At 56.5% G+C, this 19970-nt stretch carries 25 protein-coding genes and 1 tRNA gene; 24 read left to right on the forward strand and 2 right to left on the reverse strand.

The window, feature by feature from the left end:
* Positions 1 to 72: 72 nt before the first annotated feature.
* Positions 73 to 234: a Uma2 family endonuclease gene (locus XM38_RS27200; RefSeq protein ID WP_256995681.1), complete on the forward strand. Its 162-nt coding sequence runs from the start codon at positions 73 to 75 to the stop codon at positions 232 to 234.
* A 41-nt stretch (positions 235 to 275) separates the two neighbouring features.
* Here the strand turns inward: XM38_RS27200 and XM38_RS18910 are convergent, their stop codons facing one another.
* Entirely contained in the window at positions 276 to 1340 is a 1065-nt protein-coding gene (locus XM38_RS18910; protein WP_080808304.1) for a mannose-1-phosphate guanylyltransferase, read from the reverse strand.
* Between the two features lie 230 nt (positions 1341 to 1570).
* On the opposite strand from XM38_RS18910, the gene XM38_RS18915 reads away from it, so the two are divergent.
* The 8 genes from XM38_RS18915 (at position 1571) to XM38_RS18950 (ending at position 8698) form a co-directional block, all read left to right on the forward strand.
* A complete protein-coding gene (locus XM38_RS18915; RefSeq protein WP_080808309.1) occupies positions 1571 to 2986 on the forward strand; it encodes an LCP family protein in 1416 nt (471 codons plus the stop codon).
* A gap of 410 nt (positions 2987 to 3396) precedes the next feature.
* Positions 3397 to 3624 carry a DNA-directed RNA polymerase subunit omega gene (locus XM38_RS18920; protein WP_080808313.1) on the forward strand — a complete coding sequence of 76 codons (228 nt, stop codon included), beginning with the start codon at positions 3397 to 3399 and terminating at the stop codon, positions 3622 to 3624.
* A 37-nt stretch (positions 3625 to 3661) separates the two neighbouring features.
* Positions 3662 to 4027: a DUF1818 family protein gene (locus tag XM38_RS18925; RefSeq protein WP_080808316.1), complete on the forward strand. Its 366-nt coding sequence runs from the start codon at positions 3662 to 3664 to the stop codon at positions 4025 to 4027.
* Between the two features lie 514 nt (positions 4028 to 4541).
* Entirely contained in the window at positions 4542 to 5723 is a 1182-nt protein-coding gene (locus tag XM38_RS18930) for a D-Ala-D-Ala carboxypeptidase family metallohydrolase (RefSeq protein ID WP_080808319.1), read from the forward strand.
* Between the two features lie 60 nt (positions 5724 to 5783).
* Positions 5784 to 5857 (forward strand) — tRNA-Pro (locus XM38_RS18935).
* A 178-nt stretch (positions 5858 to 6035) separates the two neighbouring features.
* Entirely contained in the window at positions 6036 to 6719 is a 684-nt protein-coding gene (locus XM38_RS18940; protein ID WP_080808322.1) for a DNA alkylation repair protein, read from the forward strand.
* A 110-nt stretch (positions 6720 to 6829) separates the two neighbouring features.
* The gene (locus XM38_RS18945; RefSeq protein WP_080808324.1) at positions 6830 to 7216 is read left to right on the forward strand and encodes an AbrB family transcriptional regulator; all 387 of its coding nucleotides are present in this window, start codon (positions 6830 to 6832) and stop codon (positions 7214 to 7216) included.
* A 225-nt stretch (positions 7217 to 7441) separates the two neighbouring features.
* Positions 7442 to 8698 carry a saccharopine dehydrogenase family protein gene (locus XM38_RS18950; protein WP_080808327.1) on the forward strand — a complete coding sequence of 419 codons (1257 nt, stop codon included), beginning with the start codon at positions 7442 to 7444 and terminating at the stop codon, positions 8696 to 8698.
* Positions 8699 to 9396: 698 nt separating this feature from the next.
* Here XM38_RS18950 and XM38_RS18955 read toward each other — a convergent pair.
* Positions 9397 to 9588 carry a hypothetical protein gene (locus XM38_RS18955; RefSeq protein WP_080808329.1) on the reverse strand — a complete coding sequence of 64 codons (192 nt, stop codon included), beginning with the start codon at positions 9586 to 9588 and terminating at the stop codon, positions 9397 to 9399.
* Between the two features lie 256 nt (positions 9589 to 9844).
* On the opposite strand from XM38_RS18955, the gene XM38_RS18960 reads away from it, so the two are divergent.
* The 15 genes from XM38_RS18960 (at position 9845) to XM38_RS26495 (ending at position 19922) form a co-directional block, all read left to right on the forward strand.
* Positions 9845 to 10231 (forward strand): AbrB family transcriptional regulator, encoded by a 387-nt coding sequence (locus tag XM38_RS18960; RefSeq protein WP_080808332.1) that lies wholly within the window; start codon positions 9845 to 9847, stop codon positions 10229 to 10231.
* Positions 10232 to 11540: 1309 nt separating this feature from the next.
* On the forward strand, positions 11541 to 11978 hold the full coding sequence (locus XM38_RS18965; protein WP_080808334.1) for a hypothetical protein: 438 nt from the start codon (positions 11541 to 11543) through the stop codon (positions 11976 to 11978).
* Between the two features lie 54 nt (positions 11979 to 12032).
* Positions 12033 to 13673, forward strand: coding sequence for a phage tail sheath family protein (locus XM38_RS18970; RefSeq protein WP_080808336.1), 1641 nt, complete (start codon positions 12033 to 12035; stop codon positions 13671 to 13673).
* A 13-nt stretch (positions 13674 to 13686) separates the two neighbouring features.
* Complete coding sequence (locus XM38_RS18975; RefSeq protein WP_080808339.1) at positions 13687 to 14214, forward strand: phage tail protein; 528 nt, start codon at positions 13687 to 13689, stop codon at positions 14212 to 14214.
* Entirely contained in the window at positions 14168 to 15034 is an 867-nt protein-coding gene (locus tag XM38_RS18980; protein ID WP_137455172.1) for a hypothetical protein, read from the forward strand. The genes XM38_RS18975 and XM38_RS18980 overlap by 47 nt, the downstream gene beginning before the upstream one ends.
* A gap of 70 nt (positions 15035 to 15104) precedes the next feature.
* Positions 15105 to 15410, forward strand: coding sequence for a hypothetical protein (locus XM38_RS18985; protein ID WP_137455173.1), 306 nt, complete (start codon positions 15105 to 15107; stop codon positions 15408 to 15410).
* Positions 15400 to 15963, forward strand: a complete 564-nt coding sequence (locus tag XM38_RS26115) for a hypothetical protein (RefSeq protein ID WP_187329469.1) — start codon at positions 15400 to 15402, stop codon at positions 15961 to 15963. Before XM38_RS18985 ends, XM38_RS26115 begins: the two co-directional genes overlap by 11 nt.
* Positions 15964 to 15971: 8 nt before the next feature.
* Positions 15972 to 16319, forward strand: coding sequence for a Pvc16 family protein (locus XM38_RS26120; protein WP_187329470.1), 348 nt, complete (start codon positions 15972 to 15974; stop codon positions 16317 to 16319).
* A gap of 283 nt (positions 16320 to 16602) precedes the next feature.
* Positions 16603 to 16785 (forward strand): hypothetical protein, encoded by a 183-nt coding sequence (locus XM38_RS19000; protein WP_088430700.1) that lies wholly within the window; start codon positions 16603 to 16605, stop codon positions 16783 to 16785.
* 52 nt (positions 16786 to 16837) lie between these two features.
* Positions 16838 to 17203, forward strand: a complete 366-nt coding sequence (locus XM38_RS19005; RefSeq protein WP_088430702.1) for a hypothetical protein — start codon at positions 16838 to 16840, stop codon at positions 17201 to 17203.
* On the forward strand, positions 17200 to 17397 hold the full coding sequence (locus XM38_RS19010) for a hypothetical protein (protein WP_088430704.1): 198 nt from the start codon (positions 17200 to 17202) through the stop codon (positions 17395 to 17397). Before XM38_RS19005 ends, XM38_RS19010 begins: the two co-directional genes overlap by 4 nt.
* A 155-nt stretch (positions 17398 to 17552) precedes the next feature.
* Positions 17553 to 18242 (forward strand): hypothetical protein, encoded by a 690-nt coding sequence (locus tag XM38_RS19015; RefSeq protein ID WP_088430706.1) that lies wholly within the window; start codon positions 17553 to 17555, stop codon positions 18240 to 18242.
* A 138-nt stretch (positions 18243 to 18380) separates the two neighbouring features.
* On the forward strand, positions 18381 to 18539 hold the full coding sequence (locus XM38_RS26125; RefSeq protein ID WP_187329471.1) for a hypothetical protein: 159 nt from the start codon (positions 18381 to 18383) through the stop codon (positions 18537 to 18539).
* 137 nt (positions 18540 to 18676) lie between these two features.
* Positions 18677 to 19366, forward strand: coding sequence for an ATP-binding protein (locus XM38_RS19020; RefSeq protein ID WP_088430708.1), 690 nt, complete (start codon positions 18677 to 18679; stop codon positions 19364 to 19366).
* Positions 19359 to 19922 carry a hypothetical protein gene (locus tag XM38_RS26495; RefSeq protein ID WP_202978924.1) on the forward strand — a complete coding sequence of 188 codons (564 nt, stop codon included), beginning with the start codon at positions 19359 to 19361 and terminating at the stop codon, positions 19920 to 19922. Before XM38_RS19020 ends, XM38_RS26495 begins: the two co-directional genes overlap by 8 nt.
* Positions 19923 to 19970: the final 48 nt, after the last annotated feature.

Genomic DNA, 19970 nt, shown 5'->3' on the forward strand with positions numbered 1-19970 from the left:
GCCCTCTCTCCTGAAGACAGCAACATCCGTCGGGACCGCAACGCCAAACTCAAACTCTATTCCGTACAGGGAGTGCAAGACTACTGGATTTGCGATCGCTTCACCCAGCACGTCGAAATTTATCGCCGCCAGAATGCTCAACTAGTGCGGATAGCTACTCTGCTGCCAGACGATGAACTCACCTCTCCGTTGCTACCAGAATTTCGCTGTCTGGTAGAGAATCTTTTCAAATAATCATGTCGCTGGCCAGGCCATAGGAATTTGCTACTGGCCCCCTACAGTAGATGGTGGAAGCGATCATCGGCGCCCAATTGCTTCACGGCTTTTTTGATGTCTTGGGTGCGGTCTTTGCGCACGATTAGGGTGGCGTTGCCGTCCCGCACCACCACCACGTCGTCTAGGCCGATGGTGACCACGACTTCGCTTGGGTCAGAGCTGTAGAGGATGCTGCCCTGGGTGTCGAGGCCCACATGGGTGGCTAGCTCCACGTTCACCTGGTCGGGTTGCTTTAGCAGTCGCTCCACGGCGTTCCAGTCCCCCAGGTCGTCCCAGCCGAAGCTGACTGGCATCACGTAGGCCCGCTCGGTCTTCTCCATGACGGCGTAGTCGATGCTGAGTTTGGTCAGCTCCCCATAGGCGGCGGCCCCCTTGTCCGTCAAGGGCTGTATCAACTGGGGCGCATGGGTTTTGAGTTCCTGCAGCATCACCTGGGCCGGGAAGATGAACATGCCGCTGTTCCAGCTGAAGCGGCCACTGGCGATGAAGTCTGCGGCGGTGGCTTGGTCGGGTTTCTCGGTGAAGCGGCTGACCCGATAAGCCTCCAGGGAACCGTAGCTGCCGGCGGCGTCTCCCTGCTCGATGTAGCCATAGCCGGTGGCGGCATAGGTGGGACGAATGCCTAACGTTGCGATCGCATCCTGCTCCGTCGCCAGAGCAGCTGCAGCAGTGACAGTTTGACAAAACCGCTGGTCATCGTCGATCCAGTGATCTGCCGGGAAAAAGCCCACCATGGCCGTGGGGCCGTGACGCTTGGCGATTTCCAACGTGGCCCAGGCCACCGCCGGGGCCGTATCGCGGCCCTCTGGTTCCACTAGCAAATTGGACTCCGGCAACTGCGGCAATTGCTGCCGCACCCCATCCGCCAAATGAGCGGCTGTAATCACCCAGAGCTGACGCCAATCCCCCGTCAGCATTAGCAATCGCTGAGCTGTGCCCTGCAACAAACTGACACCACTACCGTCTAAACTGAGGAACTGTTTAGGCCGTTGACGACGACTCACGGGCCAAAACCGTTCTCCCTTGCCTCCCGCCAAAATCACTGGAATCAGCGTCGTTGCCATAGTCTTCCCCCGGGGCCATGATGTCGGCCTTATCCTAACTCTGGCTCCTGACGAGAACGCTATAATCACCTTAATGTTGATTAACAAATCATGGGATTGCAAAGTTTTACACATATACCGTCGCGATTTCGGCGGATAGTGCGTGGAAGCAAGTGATCCTGTGGAGCAGGCAGTCCTGTGGTGGGGATTGTGACCTGTGAGGATGTGAACGGCATTTGGATAGAGTACGCATGGTTCCCCAGTCTCCGAATACCCATGATGCAACAACTGCACCCCCAACCTTATCTCCCGCCTCCCAAGCCTCCGATCATCCTGCCTCCAACCTAGCCATCTCCCCGTCGCCGCCATCTCGTCCCCGCTGGCGTCATCGGCTGCGGCAATGCCTATGGGGGAGTGCCTTTGTCGGCACCGCCGCCGTCTCAGCCATGGCCGGGGGGTTTCTGGCCCTAGCGATGCCATTACCCGGCTGGTTAGTTTCCCCCGGCTCCGAAACCAATTCCCTGGCCGATCTGTGGCAGGCTGGCTTTCGCTATCGGGTAGAGCGCCCAGTTAATCTCTTGGTCATGGGGATTGACGAGGTTCCCGACGCCGCGGCTAACTCGCCGGCCCGGTTCTCTGGACGCACCGATACACTGCTGCTGGTGCGGGTTAACCCAGACGAGCAGAGGGCCAGCATCATGTCTATCCCGCGGGATACTCGGGTCGAGATTCCCGCAGTCGGCCTCAACAAAATCAACCACGCCAACGTTGTGGGGGGACCCGAGCTGGTTGCCCGCACCATCTCCTATAATCTGGGGCCCATTGCCATCGACCGCTACGTGCGGATCAACACCAGTGCCTTTCGAGAACTCGTCGACCTAGTCGGTGGCGTTGACGTCTTCGTGCCTAAGCGCATGGTCTATCAAGACCGCAGCCAAGGGTTGACTATCAACCTGCAACCGGGTTGGCAAACCCTCAATGGGGATCAGGCCGAGCAATTTGCCCGCTTCCGTCAAGACGCCCAGGGGGACATCGGTCGAGTGCAGCGGCAACAGATGTTGCTGAAGGCCCTGCGCCAACGCCTCACCAGTCCCACCGTCATTCCTCGGCTACCCCAGGCGATTCGTATCGCTCAGCGCCATGTCGATACCAACTTAACCTTGGAAGAAATGCTGGCCCTGGCCAACTTTGTCCTGACCCTAGAGCCAGAGCAACTCCAGATGGTGATGTTGCCCGGACACTTTAGCAACGGTGACTATAACGCCAGCTATTGGATTCCTGACCTGCAAGCCAGCGCCAAGGTCATGGACGAGTTTTTCCAGAGTAGCGCCGTTGCCCTGCTCAGCCATCAGGAATCGACCTCGGTGCGGCGGCTCCGCATTGCCGTCCAGAATGCCTCCGGTGATCCCGATATTGGTGGCACCGTCGCCAATTATCTGCGCGATCAGGGCTTCCAGAATGTCTATGTGACGCAAAATTGGCCCGACCCTCTGCATCGCACTGAAGTAATTGCCCAACGTGGGGATCTAGACAGTGCCGATATCCTGACATCGGTCTTGGGGATGGGCCGAGTCGTATCAGAGTCGACCGGCGACTTACAGTCTGATCTCACCATACGGGTGGGAGAAGATTGGGTAGATGCTACGACGGTACAGGATTCCCCATGATTGTCCCGAAGGGATCTTCTCAATCTCGACCAGCCTCCCAGGAGCCGCAGTTACCTCAGGGGACACCTTGGTGGCTAAAGTTGACCTGGGCTGGCCTACTGGCCTGCCTCTGGCTGTTACTATCGGCGGGCCCGGCCTTGGGGCAGTGGCAAGGCCCCAGCTAATTCATAGTGATTACCCTTGCGTCTGGACAGTATCGGCAATGCAGCCAAAACTGATAATGGACTTTATCACCCATGGAGTCGTGTTGCAATTCGTAACAGAAGAAGTCTAGGCCGCCCTACGGATCTGCCTGGCTGGAATTAATAGCCGTTTGCGGCAGTCTGCGATTGTTGTCACAGAGCGGTTGTCGTCATAGAGGGGAAGCAACTTGATAGACTAGGAGCCTATGAGCATCAACATTGGAGGCTATGGTGAGGCATTCTCCCTTCGACAGTAATCAAATCATGCGGCGCACCGAAGATCTGATTGACGCCGCATCCAACCGGTACCGGATTACGGTGCAGGTGGCCAGCCGAGCCCAACGCCGTCGTTACGAAGACTTTGATGCACTGGATGATCCCAAGATGAAACCCGTGCTGCGGGCCATCATTGAAATGTCTGATGAACTGACGCAACCCGAAATCATCGGTGAATAACCCATTGAATATCCCGTAGTTAGGATGTCGGTGGTCCATGGCGCGTCATATGAAACAAGGAAACGGGTGGCGTTTAGGCTGGGATCCGGAAGCTCCTATCTACAAAGCACTCTTGGCCGGAGAATCCTGGTCTCTGGAACTCACCGAACCAGAGTTTCAGGATTTTTGTCGGTTGACGACGCAGTTAGACGCCACCATGACCACCATGGCAGCAGAGCTCATGGATGCAGAGCGAATTACCTGCGAGGCCGAAAGCGAGTGGCTCTGGTTAGAGGTGGAGGGGATTCCCCACGCTTACAGTCTGCATCTGATTCTGCTACAAGGACGGCGAGGGGAAGGGGAATGGCCGGTTACTGTAGTCTCTGAGCTGCTCCAGGCTCTGCCGGGGCTTACGGTGTTTTAGCCAGGCCTGGGGGAGTCGAGGGGTGAAGAGTGAAGAGTGAAGAGTGAAGAGCTTGCCCTGTTCGCGAAGCGGCTCCGCTCGTAGTGAGCGAAGTCGAACTGTAGGAGCAACGCAGTCGTTGGCTTTGCCTGCCCGGAGGGCATAGGGTGAAGAGTGAAGAGTGAAGAGCTTGCCCTGTATGACTTTCAGTCAGCGCGTCAGCGGCTCCGCTCGCGAAGCGACCCCGGCGGGGTTAAGAAGCAACGCAGTCGTTTCGCCAAGCGACATGAAAGGCTTTGCCTGCCCAGAGGGCATAGGGTGAAGGGCGGGATAGGTAACGGTTGCATTAGGCGTCTGCTCTACTCGTGGCTCGATCACCCTGTTGCTCACTCACTGGCTTGACACTTAACAGTAAGTTAATGTTCTGTGATGTTTCTTGGCGTTCCATACGGCTAACGCTACGCTAAGCTCGACCATACGCCCTTCTTCTCTAAAGAAGGCGTCTTTCTAACCAGCAATCTGGGGTGGCCTGACCATGAAGCTGAAGGTTGTCAGTGACACACTGTTTAAGCTAAGTCCTAAACTGTCGCAAGACTTGCCTGAGTCTGACAAGGTATTTGTCAAGAATGGTACTGAATACGAGATTCAGTTTTATACAAAGGCGGATAACAATCATTTACGGGTTGAGTTATCCCACGATACCTTGGGTAATCCGGCCAAGAGTGTTTGGTATGCCTACGAACCGGATGTAGACGTTAGTCCTTCCCCGGTTACCCTGCAGGTGGTCAGCGATACACTATTCAAGCTGCGGCCAGTGCTCTCCAGTGAGCTCTCAGATCGGGAAAAGGTGTTTGTTAAAAATGGCACCGAATTTGAGTTGCAGTCTTATCTGCCAGCGGCAGGCAATCACATGAAGGTGGCCATTGCCAATGCCTTTTTGGGGCCTGAGAACCGCAACACTTGGTATGCGTATAACCCCGATGTCCGCGTTGACGGGGAGGTGATCCAACTCAAGGTCATCAGCGACACTCTCTTCAAGCAGGAACCGCAGTTGTCTAGTCAGCTGTCTGATTCCGAAAAAGTCTTTGTCAAAAACGGTACTATCTTTGAGCTTCATTCCCATACGTCGACGGAAGGGAATCATGTGAAGTTGGCCTTGGCCAATGCCTTTTTGGGGCCTGAGAACCGCAATACTTGGTACGCCTATGCGCCTGACATTGAGGTAGAGGGCAATGAGCCAGATAATCAACCCCGTGATAAGCCACCGGCAACGCCTAAGGATCCGGGTAGGGCGATCCGCTTGCCGGGATTTCAAGGAACTTACTACCTGAATAATCCCATCATCTACGGGGGGAATTTTACCTGGGGCGAGGCTACCCATGGTGGTAGCCGCATGCCGGAGAATGCTGGGGTGGTCTATGGCATTATCCGCATCACCAAGGCGATGGAGGAAGTGCGTAAGATATTTGGCAATAAGCCTATCACGGTCAATTCTTGGTATCGGGACCCGCGCACGAATGCGGCTGTGGGGGGAGCCTCTCGCTCTCGTCACATGTCGGGCGATGCCGTTGATTTTGTCGTGCCTGGCACGCATCCCTACGATGTGTACGCTCGCTTGAATGGTTGGTGGGGAGGACGAGGTGGCTTAGCCAGCGCCACAGTATTCACTCACATTGATGCCCGGGGCTATCGGGCCCGATGGAGCTATGGATTCTAAGGGATAGGCTGCTGATTGGAAAGCTTACTGTGCTATTCTAGGTAAGCGCGCAAGACATATCGGGGCGTAGCGCAGCTTGGTAGCGCACCACTTTGGGGTAGTGGGGGTCGTGGGTTCAAATCCCGCCGCTCCGATTGACTGAAACCTCCCAGGAATGGGAGGTTTTGTCGTTATTATTGGGTATTGGCAGGCTAATTCTCGGGTGTCTCGGGGGGCTCCCCCTGGTTGAGCATTGCCGACCCGGTTAGCCAGTAGGGCGACCCACGCCTGTCTCTGTCTCCCTGCTCATATCATCCCCGATCTACCCATCGCATGGATACGTATCTACGCCCCCTCAGAACGCTTTTCCAGCAACAGGCTAACCCTGAGAATGCCACTGCGATGAAGCGGTACATGCGAGATCAGTTTGCATTTTTGGGCATTAAGTCTCCCCAGGTAAACTCCCTATTCAAACAATTTATTGCGGAGAACGGACTGCCAGAGTTATCCCAGCTAGATAGCGTAGTTCGAGCGTTGTGGACTTGGCCTGAGCGGGAATATCAGTATGTGGCACTCTCATTGCTAGATAAACTCCAAAAGCACCTAACTCCTGAGATTCTGCCCCTACTAGAACATCTGATCGTTACCCGGTCTTGGTGGGATACGGTAGATTCTATCGCCAGCCATAACGTTGGAAAACTATTGCGACAGTATCCTGATCGGCAAGCCGCTGTAATTGATGCGTGGTGTCGATCAGACAATATTTGGCTACGCCGCACAACTCTGCTGTTCCAACTCGGATATAAGGCCGAAACCGATGCGGAACTGCTATTTGACTTGATTGTTAAAAATGCAGACTCATCCGAGTTTTTCATTCAAAAAGCCATTGGCTGGGCATTACGCGAATATTCCAAGACCTGTCCCGATGCTGTGAAGGCATTTGTTGAGGCGGAAAGACTGCCCTCACTGAGCCGACGAGAAGCCCTAAAGTGGATGAACTCTAAGGGGTACCTCTAGACTTCTGCACTTCTTGAATATAAGCTAATATACGTGAAACAATCGAGGTCAAAAAAACTGATAGCTTTAAAATATTAGGTGGTATGCATTCTTGAGGTATCTGTCGAATAATGGCCAAAAATGAATCAGCTCTCACAGGTAAAGCTCTACTTCAGAAGGTCAAGGAATTAGGGCATCTGTCTAAGCGAGAGACCGCTAAGGAGTGCGGCTACTACTCGATCACTAAGGACGGCCAAATCCGTGTCAATCTCTCGGGTTTCTACGATGCTCTCTTAGAGGCGAAGGGCATTGTTCTAGATGCTGAAGGTAGTAAAGATGGTCGGGGTCGGGAAGCCTCCTATAGGGTCAAGGTCCACAAGAATGGGCAGATTGTTATTGGGGCGGCCTATACCCAGGAAATGGGATTACAACCAGGCGATGAGTTTCAGGTCAAACTCGGCTACAAGCATATTCACTTGGCCCGGATTGATGAGGACGAAGACACTGAAGCCGCATAATTTTAATGCCTCGACTGAACCATTGACCCCTGGCACCACGTCAGGGGTTTTGTGGTGATCGTCGCTAGCTAATTCCTCAGATGGTAGCCTGATTCTCAGGACTGCTATGGAATGCTCCCCTAGCCCTGGTGGCGTCGTTTTATGAACAAGGATGCGATCGCATCTCTGGATCTGTCTTTCATCGTCTTTGCGATCGCACGCAAGCCACCTCGCCAATAGCCAACTATGTCCGCAGCATCACCAACCTCTCCCCCAACTCAGCCCCGATACGACCTAGTCGTATTCGGCGCAACCGGATTTGTTGGCACCCTGCTATGTCAGTACTTGGTGCATCATCTTGGCCCAGCAGAATCCCTGGCATGGGCAATTGCAGGGCGGTCTCAAGCCAAATTAGATGACCTTGCCACCCGCTTGGGCCCCAAGGCCAAACACTTACCTCGACTAGTCGCAAACATTACCGATGAGTCGACTCTGCGGGAATTATGCGCCCAAACCCGAGTCGTCATCTCCACCGTCGGTCCCTACGCCCTCTACGGTGAACCACTGGTTAAGGTATGCGCCGAGACCGGCACCGACTACTGTGACTTAACCGGTGAAACCCAGTGGATTCGCCGCATGATTCAGACCTACGAGGACGTTACTCAACATTCCGGTGCCCGCATCGTCCACTGTTGTGGCTTCGACTCGATTCCCTCAGATCTGGGCGTCTACTATCTGCAACAGCAGTCCCGCCATCGCTGGGGGCACCCCTGCCAACGAGTCAAAATGCGGCTGAAGGCTGCCCGAGGTGGTGTTTCAGGTGGTACAGCAGCCAGTGGCATCAACCTAGTGAAAGACGTCGCTGCTGACCCAGCCCTGGCCCCCACCCTGGCCAACCCCTATGTCTTGTGTCCAGCCCAAGATCAACCCTGGGATCATCCACCGGTCCTAACGGCTGTTCACTACGATGGTGACTTTCAGGCATGGAGTACGCCCTTTATCATGGCCGCAGTCAATACCCCCATTGTGCTGCGCTCCAATGCCTTGCAGGGCTATGCCTATGGCCAAAGTTTTCACTATGACGAGGCAATTCTAACCGGGTCAGGGCCATTCGGCTGGCTCCTCGCTACTAGCCTTAAGGTGGGTCTAGATGGGTTGGCCCTGGTGTCGACCTGGTCTCCTGGCCGCTGGCTGCTAGAGCACACCGTCGTGCCTGCCCCTGGCCAAGGGCCTAGCGCAGAAGCTCAAGCCCAGGGATTTTATGATCTCCGCTTCTGGGGACAAACTGCCCAGGGCCAGACAATTCGCGTCAAAGTGGCAGGAGATCGCGACCCCGGCTACGGTTCAACTGCAAAGATTCTAGGCCAGGCCGGCATATGTCTGGCTCAAGATGTGCCAAAGTCTACCCAAGCAGGAGGATTTTGGACCCCGGCTTCCCTATTTGGTGACGCATTGATTGAGCGATTAATAAATTATGCTGGCCTCACCTTCGAGGTGCTTTAGGCTGTATTCCTCAGATCCTGCTTTACCTATAAGCATTGGTATGAGGACAAATCCTCCTCTATGGCAAAAGGCAGACATCAGAAGGCAGAAGCATGAATTGAATCCCTACTGCGCCGGGATCTCAGTCAGTCGAGCTGTCCTAATCAAACTGCGGATCGCTATAGTGCAAGCAGGGCGAGGAAAAATGTGCCAGATTGTTGCCGCCGATTGCTCTCATCAGCCAGGACGATTGACGCCATCTGTTGAGCTGTTGCAGCGTAGATTCTCAACGCATGAAGAAAGCTCCAGCCGCATGACTGGAGCCTCTGGTGCAGTAGATGATTGATCCCCCAAGGAGCCTGCACCAAGCTTGTCGGACAAAATCACCCCTTAGCAACAACCAAGGGGCGACTGCACAACTGAGGACTCAATCCACTCGTGGCGGTCATGATCTGAGTAAAAGCCAACTATTCAACCGTAGCGACAGCGTCTTTTCCTAAGTTTTCCCGCCGCAGTTGGTCAAAGTCGACGGCATCTTTATCTAGGTTTTCCCGCCGTAGCTCATCGAAATCCACGGCCTTAACCCCTACCTGGTAGCCACGACGTTGCTCGGGGTTAGCCGCTGCGTCCTGGTCTAGATTTTCCTGCCGTAATTCGTCGAAGTCGACTCCTTTTAGGACAAGGGACTCATGGCTGATGGCATCCTTGTCTAGATTTTCCTACCGGAGCTGATCAAAATCCACCTTACTGGATTTGTCTAGGTTCTGTCGCCGAATCTCATCGAGAGTGGTGGCGTCTTTATCAAGGTTATCTCGCCGCAGTTGGTCGAAATCAGGTGCGGCAAAAGCCACTGGAGAGAAGACCAGGGAGGCGATGGTTGTTGTAAAGATAGGAAGGGCGAGGCGCTTCATAGTTCGGCTCCTTAAGGCACTCAACGAATCAATCAATCATCTTGATTCCTATAGTGCCGGGAATATCTGAAGCCCTTCTGACTCGCCCCTAAGCAGGAGTTAAGGGATTCCTGAGAAAACTGAAAAGCAACGGTGAGCCAGCTAAATCACCAGTGAATATTGGAGACAGGAAAAATAAACTTCCCGACCACTTGTAAATTATAAATTTAGGCTTAGAATATCGGAAGCATACATTTTTGAGGTATTTACTAGCGTAATGGCCAAGAGTGAATCACCCCTCACAGGTAAAGCATTACTGCAAAAGGTCAAAGAGTTAGGCCATCTTCCTAAACGAGAAACTGCTAAGGAGTGTGGCTACTACTCAACGACAAAGGATGGCAACATCCGAGTTAACCTCTCTGGCTTCTATGATGCTCTGCTAGAGGCGAAAGGAATTGTCCTTGATGCTGAGGGCAGCAAGGATGGCCGTGGCAGAGAGGCGTCTTATAGAGTTAAAGTCCATAAGAATGGTCAGATTGTGATTGGAGCAGCCTACACCCAGGAAATGGATCTGCGGCCAGGGGATGAGTTCCAGGTCAAGCTAGGGTACAAGCATATCCACTTAGCACGCCTGGATGACGACGACGATACTGAAGCAGCGTAGTTCCCAGTCATTTAACTGCAGCAATCCCCCCGATTTAATATATCGGGGGTTTTTATGTTGGCAGTGTCTGTACCACTGGATCAAAAAAAGGGGTGGGAAAATCCCACCCACAGTTCAGGAGTTTATGAGGAGATTGCAACTACAGCCAATCACCAACGCCGAGGGATTGAACCATCATGCCCCAATGGCATAGAAGCCTTGGGAAACACCATCCATTTGCCTGGATCAATCTATGGCTGGCAGTTGATATAGTTACATCTATGAATAATTTCATCAGAAAACGAGCGTTCTGGCAACCCTCTGTAGCCAAAACCTCTACGTAGAGAACGACTGCAAATTATCCAGGTGACGGCTAGTGGGGAGGTCGCCAGGGGCGGAGGAGGTGACGGGGGCAGGGAGAGCCTGTCTCCTAGGTCTCTGTTCTATGCCCATGGGGCCCCGTGCCTAGCTCGATTGTCTAATCCTGGGTATTAATGCTGTATGTGGACTACAAGCCAAGTTGATACCTGGGCAGACCATAGAAACTGGCTCCAGATGGCTTATCCCTGGTCGAGAAGAAAACTAAAGATTTGTTGTCAAGCCTATCAAAAATTGAATATTTCCAGAGGCTGGGATACCTCGAAAACTTTCTGTAGCCTACAATGCCATCATTAATGTTGTGTATTGCTCTGACTCTATGGTGTAGAGATTCGCCATGCTTGAGTTATCGGCCTTGAGTTAGAGACGCTTGAGTTAGGGAAGGATCTCTTCGCTCTGAGGTAAGCCTGTCATCCCACTCAGGGTCTTGACGTGATTGAGTAAAGAGTGCTCGATCGCTAGGGGATAATTTAGGTGTTTTTCCTAGGCGCTGTGATGGCATTATTCCCTGGGCAGTTGTCTCTCGGGCTAGGTTAGTCTGTGCATATATGAGCCTCTGGAATGAATCCCAATAGAAGTGAGTCTGCTAAGGATGGAGGCTTTTTGATTCTAGGCTAGTACGCTAAGGCAGAAGCAGGAGGCAGAAGGGCCATGCCCGCGCGTAGGGCAAAGCCCATGCGAAGCAGCAGGCAGAAAAGGCAATCCTGAGACATTCAGTTTTTCCGCGCCAGTTGGCCCTCTACTTAGAGTGCTCTGATGCTCTAAGGATTGACTTAGAGTGGGGTCGATTGTGCTTGCTGTCATAGGGCCACAGGTCTTGAGATGCCCTTGGCAAGGGCTGGTTTTAGAAAGTGCGCTTGAGTGGTCGTCTACCTTTTGTTGAAACGTCATAATTATTCAATTTAAGCAATCTCTCAACACTTACTCACGGGACAATAAAGAAGGTATTGTCATGGCTAATCTCAACCTAACGCTGAATGTTCGGGTTGTTGGAGGTCCTCAGGTTTCAGTTGCTCGCACTAAAGTCATTGAAGCCTACGACAAAATTGATGTTGTGCTCAATCCAGGGGATACCGATATCTCGGTTGAAATCCAACCTGGCGCAGCGACTCAGGTAGGGTTTTTGCTAATCAAGTCAAGTCTGTACAGTCAGGCAGACCCTGATCCAACCATCACGTATACCGTGAGTGATGGGGCGACGGATTTTCCGGCGGTGGGGGCAGGGCTAGAACTCGATGATCCCCACATTTACATCGGTGGTGCCCTGGCTGTCTTTGGGTTGGCCCCCAGAATTTTGCGGTTCACCAATGCCTATGCGGCGGATCCGGCGAATCCTGCCATTAACCGAGCCATGATTGAAATTTTTGTGGGTCGTGATGCAACGCCCTAAAGCTTCAGCATCTGTGAGCCCCTTGAATACCCCATTCTGTGAGAGGACTTGACTATGCCCATTACTCCCACCTATCCCGGTGTTTATATTGAGGAGATTCCCAGTGGTGTGCGGACCATTACGGGGGTAGCCACCTCGATTACGGCGTTTATTGGCCGCACCCGGCGTGGTCCGGTGGATGAGCCCATTACCCTCAACAGCTACAGCGACTTTGAACGGGTGTTTGGCGGGCTATGGCTGCAGAGCACCGTTAGTTTTGCGATACGAGACTTTTACTTAAATGGGGGCTCTCAAGCCATCGTGGTGCGCCTCCAGGAAGGGGGAGCAACGGCTCAGTTGACGGTACCCAGGGCGACGGCCCCAAGCACCCTGGCACTAGTGGCGGCTAACGAAGGCGCCTGGGGCGATAATCTACGGGGGCGAGTTGATCATGACGTTTCGGCGGACATGGCGACCCTATTGGGGGTGGCGGAGACTGACCTGTTCAACTTGACGGTGCTTGATGTACAAACCGGAGCCCTGGAAGAGTTTCGTAATCTGACGGTGGTGGATAGTCCGCGTCGGGTCGATCAGGTGCTGGCGGATCGCTCTAGTTTGGTGCGGGTGGCTAGTTTGCCGGTGCCTGCCACTCGACCCGATGCCAATGATGCCGACCTGTTGGCAGATGCTGGCAATCCAGACCCTGCGATCGCAACGCCTGCCCTAGAAGAGCTGCAGAAGCCGCCCTTTAGCAGCGACATTCGCTCCAATGGCGTGGCCCCAGGTGATGAGGGGGACGATGGCGCCCCCCTGTCAGAACCTAACTTCATCGGCCCCGGCAAAGCCACTGCCAAAGAGGGGCTCTACGCCCTGCTGAAGACGGATCTGTTTAACCTCCTCTGTCTACCCCCCTACTCACCGATTACAGACATTGACTCTGGGTTAATCACGGCGGCGGCCAGCTTCTGTGAAGAACAGCGGGCCATGCTGATTCTAGATCCCCCGGCAGACTGGAGCAGCAAGGAAGACGCCAAGGCCGGCATTAACGCCGGGGTAGGCACCACCAGCCGCAATGCGGCGATTTTCTTCCCCCGGTTGCGGCAGCCCCATCCCCTGCGCAGTAACCAAGTAGACTCCTTTGTGCCCTGCGGTGCCATCGCCGGCATTTTCGCCCGCACCGATGCCCAGCGAGGCGTGTGGAAAGCCCCAGCCGGGTTGGAGGCCACCCTGAATGGGGTGCCTGATTTGAGTGTGAAGCTGACGGATGCCGAGAACGGTGAACTCAACCCCTTAGGGGTGAACTGTCTGCGGTCGTTCCCGGGGGTGGGGCGAGTGGTGTGGGGATCGCGCACCCTGCAGGGGGCCGATCGGCTGGCCTCCGAGTGGAAATATATTCCGGTGCGTCGCCTGACCTTGTTCCTAGAAGAGAGCCTCTATCGCGGCACCCAGTGGGTGGTGTTTGAGCCCAATGATGAGCCGCTGTGGGCGCAGATTCGCCTGAATGTGGGGGCCTTTATGAATAATTTGTTCCGGCAGGGGGCGTTTCAGGGAACCACGCCCAGGGAGGCTTACTTCGTCAAATGTGATAGCGAAACCACGACCCAAAACGATATTGATCGCGGCATCGTCAATATCATCGTGGGATTTGCCCCCTTGAAACCGGCCGAGTTCGTGATTATCAAGTTCCAGCAAATTGCCGGCGAGATTGCCACCTAAGGGAGACGGTGAAATGGCTCAATTTAGCGTCAACGCGCAACGGTTTGACCCCTACAAGAATTTCAAATTTCGGGTCAAGTGGGATGGTCGCTATGTGGCGGGCATTAGCAAAGTCGGTGCCCTCAAACGCACCACCGAGGTGGTAGAGCATCGGGAAGGGGGCGACCCCAGCACCTCGCGCTATTCCCCCGGTCGCTCCAAGTTTGAGCCGATCATGTTGGAGCGGGGGGTGACCCACGACAGCGAGTTTGAGCAGTGGGCCAATAAGGTCTGGAATTATGGATCGGGGTTAGGGGCCGAAGTCTCGCTGCAGGACTTTCGCAAAGACATCATTCTCGAGGTGATGAATGAAGCGGGACAGGTGGCCATTGCCTACCGCGTCTACCGGTGTTGGGTGTCCGAGTTTACCGCTATGCCGGAACTCGATGCCAACGCCAATGCCATTGCCATTCAAAGCATTCAATTGCAAAACGAAGGATGGGAGCGGGATTACGATGTCACAGAACCTACGGAGCCCAGCTTCAGCGAGCCCGAAGCTTAGGCCATCGTCGGGATTTCCAGCGGTTTCTGAACGACTACTGGAGGCGTTTGGCCTGCAACCGCCGTTGGGATTACGGCCCTATGGCCTAGCGGTTGAGGACCTCGACATCGAGTTTAGTCAACCGCTGCGGCCCCAATTAGAGATCGACGTATTGGCAGCCTGCACCCGAGACGCTCAGGGCAGCGATATAGATCCAGAGTTTTTCTGGCATTTGGGGGTGAGCCAACGCACGGCGGCCTTACTGAAGCTGGTGGCGCTGGAGGTGGGGCCAACCTTGACCATGACCGTGACCTGCCCCCAGGAGTCTTGTCAGCAGACGATGGAGGTTGCGATCGCATTGGCGGCCCTAGAGCAGCTCCAGGCCAATGCCAGCCAAGACATGACCACCGTCTCCCTGGGCCAACAGCAGTTGCGGCTACGGCGACCCACTGGCCAAGACCAGTTGGCCTGGCTCACCCAGGCCAGCCAGGGGCAGCCCCCGGCACCAGAAACCATGGTGTACGCCCTACTAGTCGACCCGCCGGCCGAGACAGAGTTGCCCCCGGCCTGGCCTGATCTCGATCAAGCCCTAGACCAATTGGATCCCCTGGTGAATTTTAGTTTGGCGGTCACCTGCCCCCACTGTGGCCAGTCGGCCCAACCGGCTATCGATCTGGGAGCCTGGGCCTTGCAAGCCCTGCAGCGAGTGCAGCAGCGGTTAATCGAAACGGTGCATCACCTGGCCTGCCACTACCACTGGAGCGAGGCTACTATTCTGGCCCTACCAGCCTGGCGCCGCCATCGCTACCTGACCCTGATCGATCGGGAGCCTGTCTACTGATGAGTTACTTGAGGCCGGCCTACGCCAGCAAACCGGATTGATCCCTGGGGCAGCTTCCCCGGCCCTGGCCATGTCCTGGGGCCAGTCCCCCCAGCCCCCGCCGACTGAGCTGCCCCTGAGCGAGGCACGTACCACCCCATTTCCGGCAGCCCAGAGCCCATCTGTAGACCAGACTATAGACGAGACCGTGTCTCCCGAGACTCTAACGCCACGGCCAGTGGCCCCACCGCCGGCACCACTGCCCCCAGCCAGCCAGCCTGTGCAACCACCCCTGCCAGACATCACCAACTCTGAGACGGCCCAGCCGCCTAGACCGGCTCGAGCCGGAAGCATCCCCGCCTTTGTCAGTCCCAGGCCCGAGCCCATTGGCGTCTAGGAAAACCGATAGTCCCAAACAGCCCTCAGCTGACGGCGTGGATGCCTTGCCGTCCAGCTCGCCCCAGCCCCCACCCCCTGAGGCACCCCAGCACCAGTCCCACTGCCGCGGGCATCCATCGAGCCATCTGAAGGCTGAGGCGACGGCGCCGACAGCGGTATCCCCGCCAGCCGATCCGCCGCCGTCATCCCCCGATTGGCCAATCTTTCAGACGGTACGGGCCTGGGTGGCAGCCTCACCGGAGCAGAGGGCTGTTGCCGGAGAAGACACCCCAGTCCACCAAGTCGTCCCGGCAACAGCCGCTAATTCTCCGCCACCGGCTGCGGTTACCGCGGATGACTCCCCGGAACCATGGCTTCTAGGGCAGGACGCCACCCGCCTGCAGCCATCTGCTTCTGCCGTTGCCGAACCGACTACCGTGATCTCGATTGGGTCGATTCAGGTCATGGTAGAGGGGCCGTCGCCGCCACCGGTGCCCTCGCCCCCACCGCCGCGCCCATCAGGGACCCCGTCGCCTGTCCGCCTCAGTCGCCATTATCTGCGTCTCCGCTAGAGAATTCTATGGCCTTCGTCGAGACTGGAAACGCCATTGGTGCCGTCACCCAGCTGTTGCGGGAGCACCTACTGCCGCCGACGGTGCCGGAAGCCGATATCACCGTGGGCCGGCCTGAGGCTGCTGCTACCTCGTCCCAAAACCCCAAACTCAACCTATTTCTCTACGAGATCCAGTTCGACCCCAGCCTGCGCAATCACGCCCTAGACAAAGGCCAACCCTTTCCCCTCTGGTTAGTGCTGAAATATCTGCTCACCGCCTTCGATACCAGTGGCGACAGCGATAGTATTTCGGCCCACGGACTGTTGGGAGAGGGGATGCGGGCCTTGCAAGAATTAGGCCTTTCTCCCCCTTAATTGGCTCCACCAGCCCCCCTCAACACCCGTGCCGCCCTGCAAGATAACCCCGAACCCCTCAAAATCACCTTCGATCAGACATCGTCAGATCTGCTCTCTAGGGTGATGCAGGGCTCGGAGGAAAAGTATCGCTGCTCCATCGGGTTTGAGGTGCGCCCGGTGATGATTACCACCCGCCAGCCCTCCTTCCTATTCCTTGTTGGTGGGGCATCGACTATACCACCGACACCATTATCGGTGAGGCGGGCATCAGCATTCCCGTGTTGCCTGCCATGGGGGGCCGATGCTGCGGGATTTATCTCCCCCTAGGGTGACGCCGATTAATCCCGATGTGCCCACAGCTGTTATCCCAACGGTCACCCTGCGGGGGCAAAACCTGGCCCTGACCGATCTCTCGGTGCGCCTGGGGGCCGCTAGAGTTGGCCATGGTGGCCCAGTCTCCTGGCGAAATTCAGGTTGCCGTTAACGGCGATATCCCCAATGGGGAGAGGTGATTTCAGCCGGCAGTCACCCCCTGTGTGTGGTGCAAGCATTGCCGGACGATCACCGAGCGCAGTAGTAATCTACTGGTGCTCAATCTGCTGCCTCTGTTAACCAGTGCTGAGTACAGTGTCAGCCCCGACCCCGAGTTACAGGGGGTGCTGACCCTGAACGGTCGATTATTGGGCACGACGGCAGACGATATTTTTGTCGCCCTCTACCGGGAAGGTGACACGATCCAGGTGTTTGATGCCGTGGAGCCGGTGGTGCCGCTGGCGATTCCGCAAACCCAACTGCGGCTACCGATTCGTCCTGCTGACCCGGTGCCGCTGGATGGCGATCGCATCATCCTGCGGGTCAATGGCCAGCAAGCCCATAATAGCCCCTTGGTGACCCTGCTATGACTACCCTGAGTCAGCCCATTACCTTCTCTCCTGGCCTGCAGGCCGCCGATGCCAGTGCCAATGCCTGGCTGCGACAGGTGACTCTGCGGCTGCGGCGGAGAAATTTGCTGGCGCTGGCACCAACAGGGATACACGACGGCGGCTGGAACCACTACCCTGCCTGCCTTGGAAGACCGTCTCAAGGGAAAGTCTAGATCTCAGGTCGCCACTGGCACGATAAGTGCCACTTCTTTGCCACCGATGTCACCGCCCGCTACTTGACGGAGCAGATCGAGGCCGTTTCCCCGGTGCCCGGGAAGAGTCCCCAAGGGGAGCTTTGGTGGGGTGGTCGAGGCCCTGGCCCTAGACGATGCGGCGGCCTTCGTGCTGGCCCTTGGCCCTAACCCCCGTCTTCGATGCGGCGGCGGCACCGGTGATCGCTACCTGTCAGAATAATCCGGCTGCCACTCAACCGACCTTAGCCCTGGCCCAAACGCTGTGGGATCGCCCCGGCGAGATTCTGGCTCTAGCCGATGGCAGCCATCCCCTGTGGCGCTATGGTCTCTTGTCAGCAGCCTTAGAGCCCTTAGGATGGGACGCGCCGTTGACGGTGGCGCCGCTGATTGCCCGGCAGCTGCTGTTGACCCCAGCTGGCCTGCCGGCTGATGTCAGCCTCTGGTCCTGGGGCGAGGCTCCCTTGCCGTCACTGTCGGCTAGTGGTCAGGTGATGGCCCAGCGCTTGCGGCTGGCCCCGACATGCCTGCGCATTGTGCCCATTCAGGCAGCGGCAGGAACTCTGGCCCAGCCGACGATTCAAGCCATGACTCGGGTGAGTCAGCGGCCAGTGCTGGCCTTGAGCGACTGGGCGGTCACCGGCGATGAGGCGCTCAAGAGCCTGTTGACTCTGGCCTGGCTACGGGGGACTGATCTCTATCTGCCGGGGCGCTCTGTCAAGACAGGCGGCGGCGATGACCAGTCTCAGGGTTACCCAGCCTTACAGGCCCTGGCAGGCGCTGCCGATGACGGTGTTTTGGCGCCAGGGGCAATGGCCCCCCATTAGCGGCCTTTGCCAGCCAGCAAGTTCTCCCTATCCTGGAATTGCCCCGGTTGGACTATTGCGATCGCATCCAAACCTGGTACCAAGCCCTGGGATTGCAGGACACCGACGCCAGCCCTGCCCTGCAGCAGGACATTGCGAATGCGCCCGCCGCTTCGCTACGAACCCCAGACCATCCACCGCATTGCCGCCGGAATCCCGGCTGCGACCGATGCCGGCCTCACCCTCACCGCCGCCTGTCGGGCCGAGATGGCCTTAGACATGGGAACTCTGGCCCAACCCGTCAGGCCTCGCTTTTAGCGCCCAGGAATTGGTGCTACCGCCCAAACAACATCAGCAATTTCAGGAAATTCTCCAGGCCATGACCGCCCTCACCCAGGTGCACTACCAGTGGGGCACGGCCCGGGCCTGGAACGAATGCGGCATTTCCGTCTTATTTGCTGGCCCCCCCTGGCACCGGCAAAACCATGGCCGCCGAAGCCCTGGCTCACCAGCTGGACCTGCCCATGTACCGCATCGACCTGTCCCAGGTGGTGAATAAATACATCGGCGAAACCGAAAAGAACCTGAAGCGCCTCTTCGACACCGCCGATATCTCTGACACGGTGCTCTTTTTCGACGAAGCCGACGCCCTCTTCGGCCGCCGCACCGAAGTCAAAGATGCCCACGACCGCTACGCCAACCTGGAAATCAGCTACCTGCTAGAGCGCATGGAACGCTTCCAGGGCCTGGCCATCCTGGCCACCAACCGGCAAAAAGATCTCGACGACGCCTTCCTGCGCCGGCTGCGCTACATCATCGAATTTCCTCTGCCCGAAGAACGAGAACGCCGCCGCCTCTGGCAGCAGGTGATCCCACCCCAGGTAGACGCCAGCCAGCTCGATATCGCCTTTCTGGCCCGCCAGTTCCCCCTGGCCGGGGGCCATATCCGTTCCATTATCTTCAATGCCTGCCTGCAAACCGCCCGCTCCCCCACTCTCCCACTCCCCCACTCCCCATCCCCCGCCCTCTCCATGGAGACCGTCTTGATCGCCGTCAAACGAGAATACGACAAACTCAACCGTTCCGTCAGCCAAACCCAGTTTGGCCCCTATGCCCCCCTACTTGAGAGGCTCGACCATGCCTGATCGACGCATCCACATCCAACGCCTAGTGATTCGGACCCGAGGGCTGCCAGAGTCCACGGTGCGGACGGCCCTAGCCGGGCTAGACATGGCTCTGCAGGTGGAAGCCGCCCGCCATCCAAATCTGGCCCAGGCTGCAGCCACCCTAGATCATCTGGACCCAACTCCTGTCCGGGCCCGCGGCGATAGCCAGCAGCTGCGCCCAGCCATTGCCCAGCGGGTGATGGCAGCCATTGCCCCACACCCTCCAAGTCGTAACCCATCCAGGACCCATCCCATGGTTTCTTTGATTCGAGGCGCCATCATCGAATACGGCAGTGATTTCCTGGGACCCCTGCCCAATGTGGTCATCTTCCAATTCAACCCCGACAGTCTCGCTCGCACCCTACAGATTCCCTCTCGACCGGAACAATCTCGCCGCCCAGAGCGCTATGCCACCGGTGATAGCCCCCATGAAACCATTTCTCTCACGGCCCATTTCAGTGCGGCTGACCAGCTGGATGCCGGTAATCCCCTGGCCACCACCCCTTCGGCATTGGCCCCCAACTGGCAGCCCTAGAGCAAATGGTTTACCCCAGCAGCACCCTCAGCGGCTTTGATTGGCAAA

It is taken from the genome of Halomicronema hongdechloris C2206, assembly GCF_002075285.3.
Taxonomy (GTDB): Bacteria; Cyanobacteriota; Cyanobacteriia; order Phormidesmidales; family Phormidesmidaceae; genus Halomicronema_B; species Halomicronema_B hongdechloris.

Excerpts from the sequence above, each read along its gene's own strand:
- XM38_RS19000 (WP_088430700.1), top strand. The coding sequence starts at position 16,603 with ATGCTGCGGGATTTATCTCCCCCTAGGGTGACGCCGATTAATCCCGAT.
- XM38_RS18980 (WP_137455172.1), top strand. The coding sequence starts at position 14,168 with ATGTCACAGAACCTACGGAGCCCAGCTTCAGCGAGCCCGAAGCTTAGG.
- XM38_RS18920 (WP_080808313.1), top strand. The coding sequence starts at position 3,397 with ATGGTGAGGCATTCTCCCTTCGACAGTAATCAAATCATGCGGCGCACC.
- XM38_RS26495 (WP_202978924.1), top strand. The coding sequence starts at position 19,359 with ATGCCTGATCGACGCATCCACATCCAACGCCTAGTGATTCGGACCCGA.
- XM38_RS18970 (WP_080808336.1), top strand. The coding sequence starts at position 12,033 with ATGCCCATTACTCCCACCTATCCCGGTGTTTATATTGAGGAGATTCCC.
- XM38_RS18985 (WP_137455173.1), top strand. The coding sequence starts at position 15,105 with ATGTCCTGGGGCCAGTCCCCCCAGCCCCCGCCGACTGAGCTGCCCCTG.
- XM38_RS19015 (WP_088430706.1), top strand. The coding sequence starts at position 17,553 with ATGCGGCGGCCTTCGTGCTGGCCCTTGGCCCTAACCCCCGTCTTCGAT.
- XM38_RS18915 (WP_080808309.1), top strand. The coding sequence starts at position 1,571 with ATGGTTCCCCAGTCTCCGAATACCCATGATGCAACAACTGCACCCCCA.
- XM38_RS26125 (WP_187329471.1), top strand. The coding sequence starts at position 18,381 with ATGCGCCCGCCGCTTCGCTACGAACCCCAGACCATCCACCGCATTGCC.
- XM38_RS18910 (WP_080808304.1), bottom strand. The coding sequence starts at position 1,340 with ATGGCAACGACGCTGATTCCAGTGATTTTGGCGGGAGGCAAGGGAGAA.
- XM38_RS18955 (WP_080808329.1), bottom strand. The coding sequence starts at position 9,588 with ATGAAGCGCCTCGCCCTTCCTATCTTTACAACAACCATCGCCTCCCTG.
- XM38_RS19010 (WP_088430704.1), top strand. The coding sequence starts at position 17,200 with ATGACTACCCTGAGTCAGCCCATTACCTTCTCTCCTGGCCTGCAGGCC.
- XM38_RS18975 (WP_080808339.1), top strand. The coding sequence starts at position 13,687 with ATGGCTCAATTTAGCGTCAACGCGCAACGGTTTGACCCCTACAAGAAT.
- XM38_RS18960 (WP_080808332.1), top strand. The coding sequence starts at position 9,845 with ATGGCCAAGAGTGAATCACCCCTCACAGGTAAAGCATTACTGCAAAAG.
- XM38_RS18950 (WP_080808327.1), top strand. The coding sequence starts at position 7,442 with ATGTCCGCAGCATCACCAACCTCTCCCCCAACTCAGCCCCGATACGAC.
- XM38_RS18945 (WP_080808324.1), top strand. The coding sequence starts at position 6,830 with ATGGCCAAAAATGAATCAGCTCTCACAGGTAAAGCTCTACTTCAGAAG.
- XM38_RS26120 (WP_187329470.1), top strand. The coding sequence starts at position 15,972 with ATGGCCTTCGTCGAGACTGGAAACGCCATTGGTGCCGTCACCCAGCTG.
- XM38_RS18965 (WP_080808334.1), top strand. The coding sequence starts at position 11,541 with ATGGCTAATCTCAACCTAACGCTGAATGTTCGGGTTGTTGGAGGTCCT.
- XM38_RS18925 (WP_080808316.1), top strand. The coding sequence starts at position 3,662 with ATGGCGCGTCATATGAAACAAGGAAACGGGTGGCGTTTAGGCTGGGAT.
- XM38_RS18930 (WP_080808319.1), top strand. The coding sequence starts at position 4,542 with ATGAAGCTGAAGGTTGTCAGTGACACACTGTTTAAGCTAAGTCCTAAA.
- XM38_RS18940 (WP_080808322.1), top strand. The coding sequence starts at position 6,036 with ATGGATACGTATCTACGCCCCCTCAGAACGCTTTTCCAGCAACAGGCT.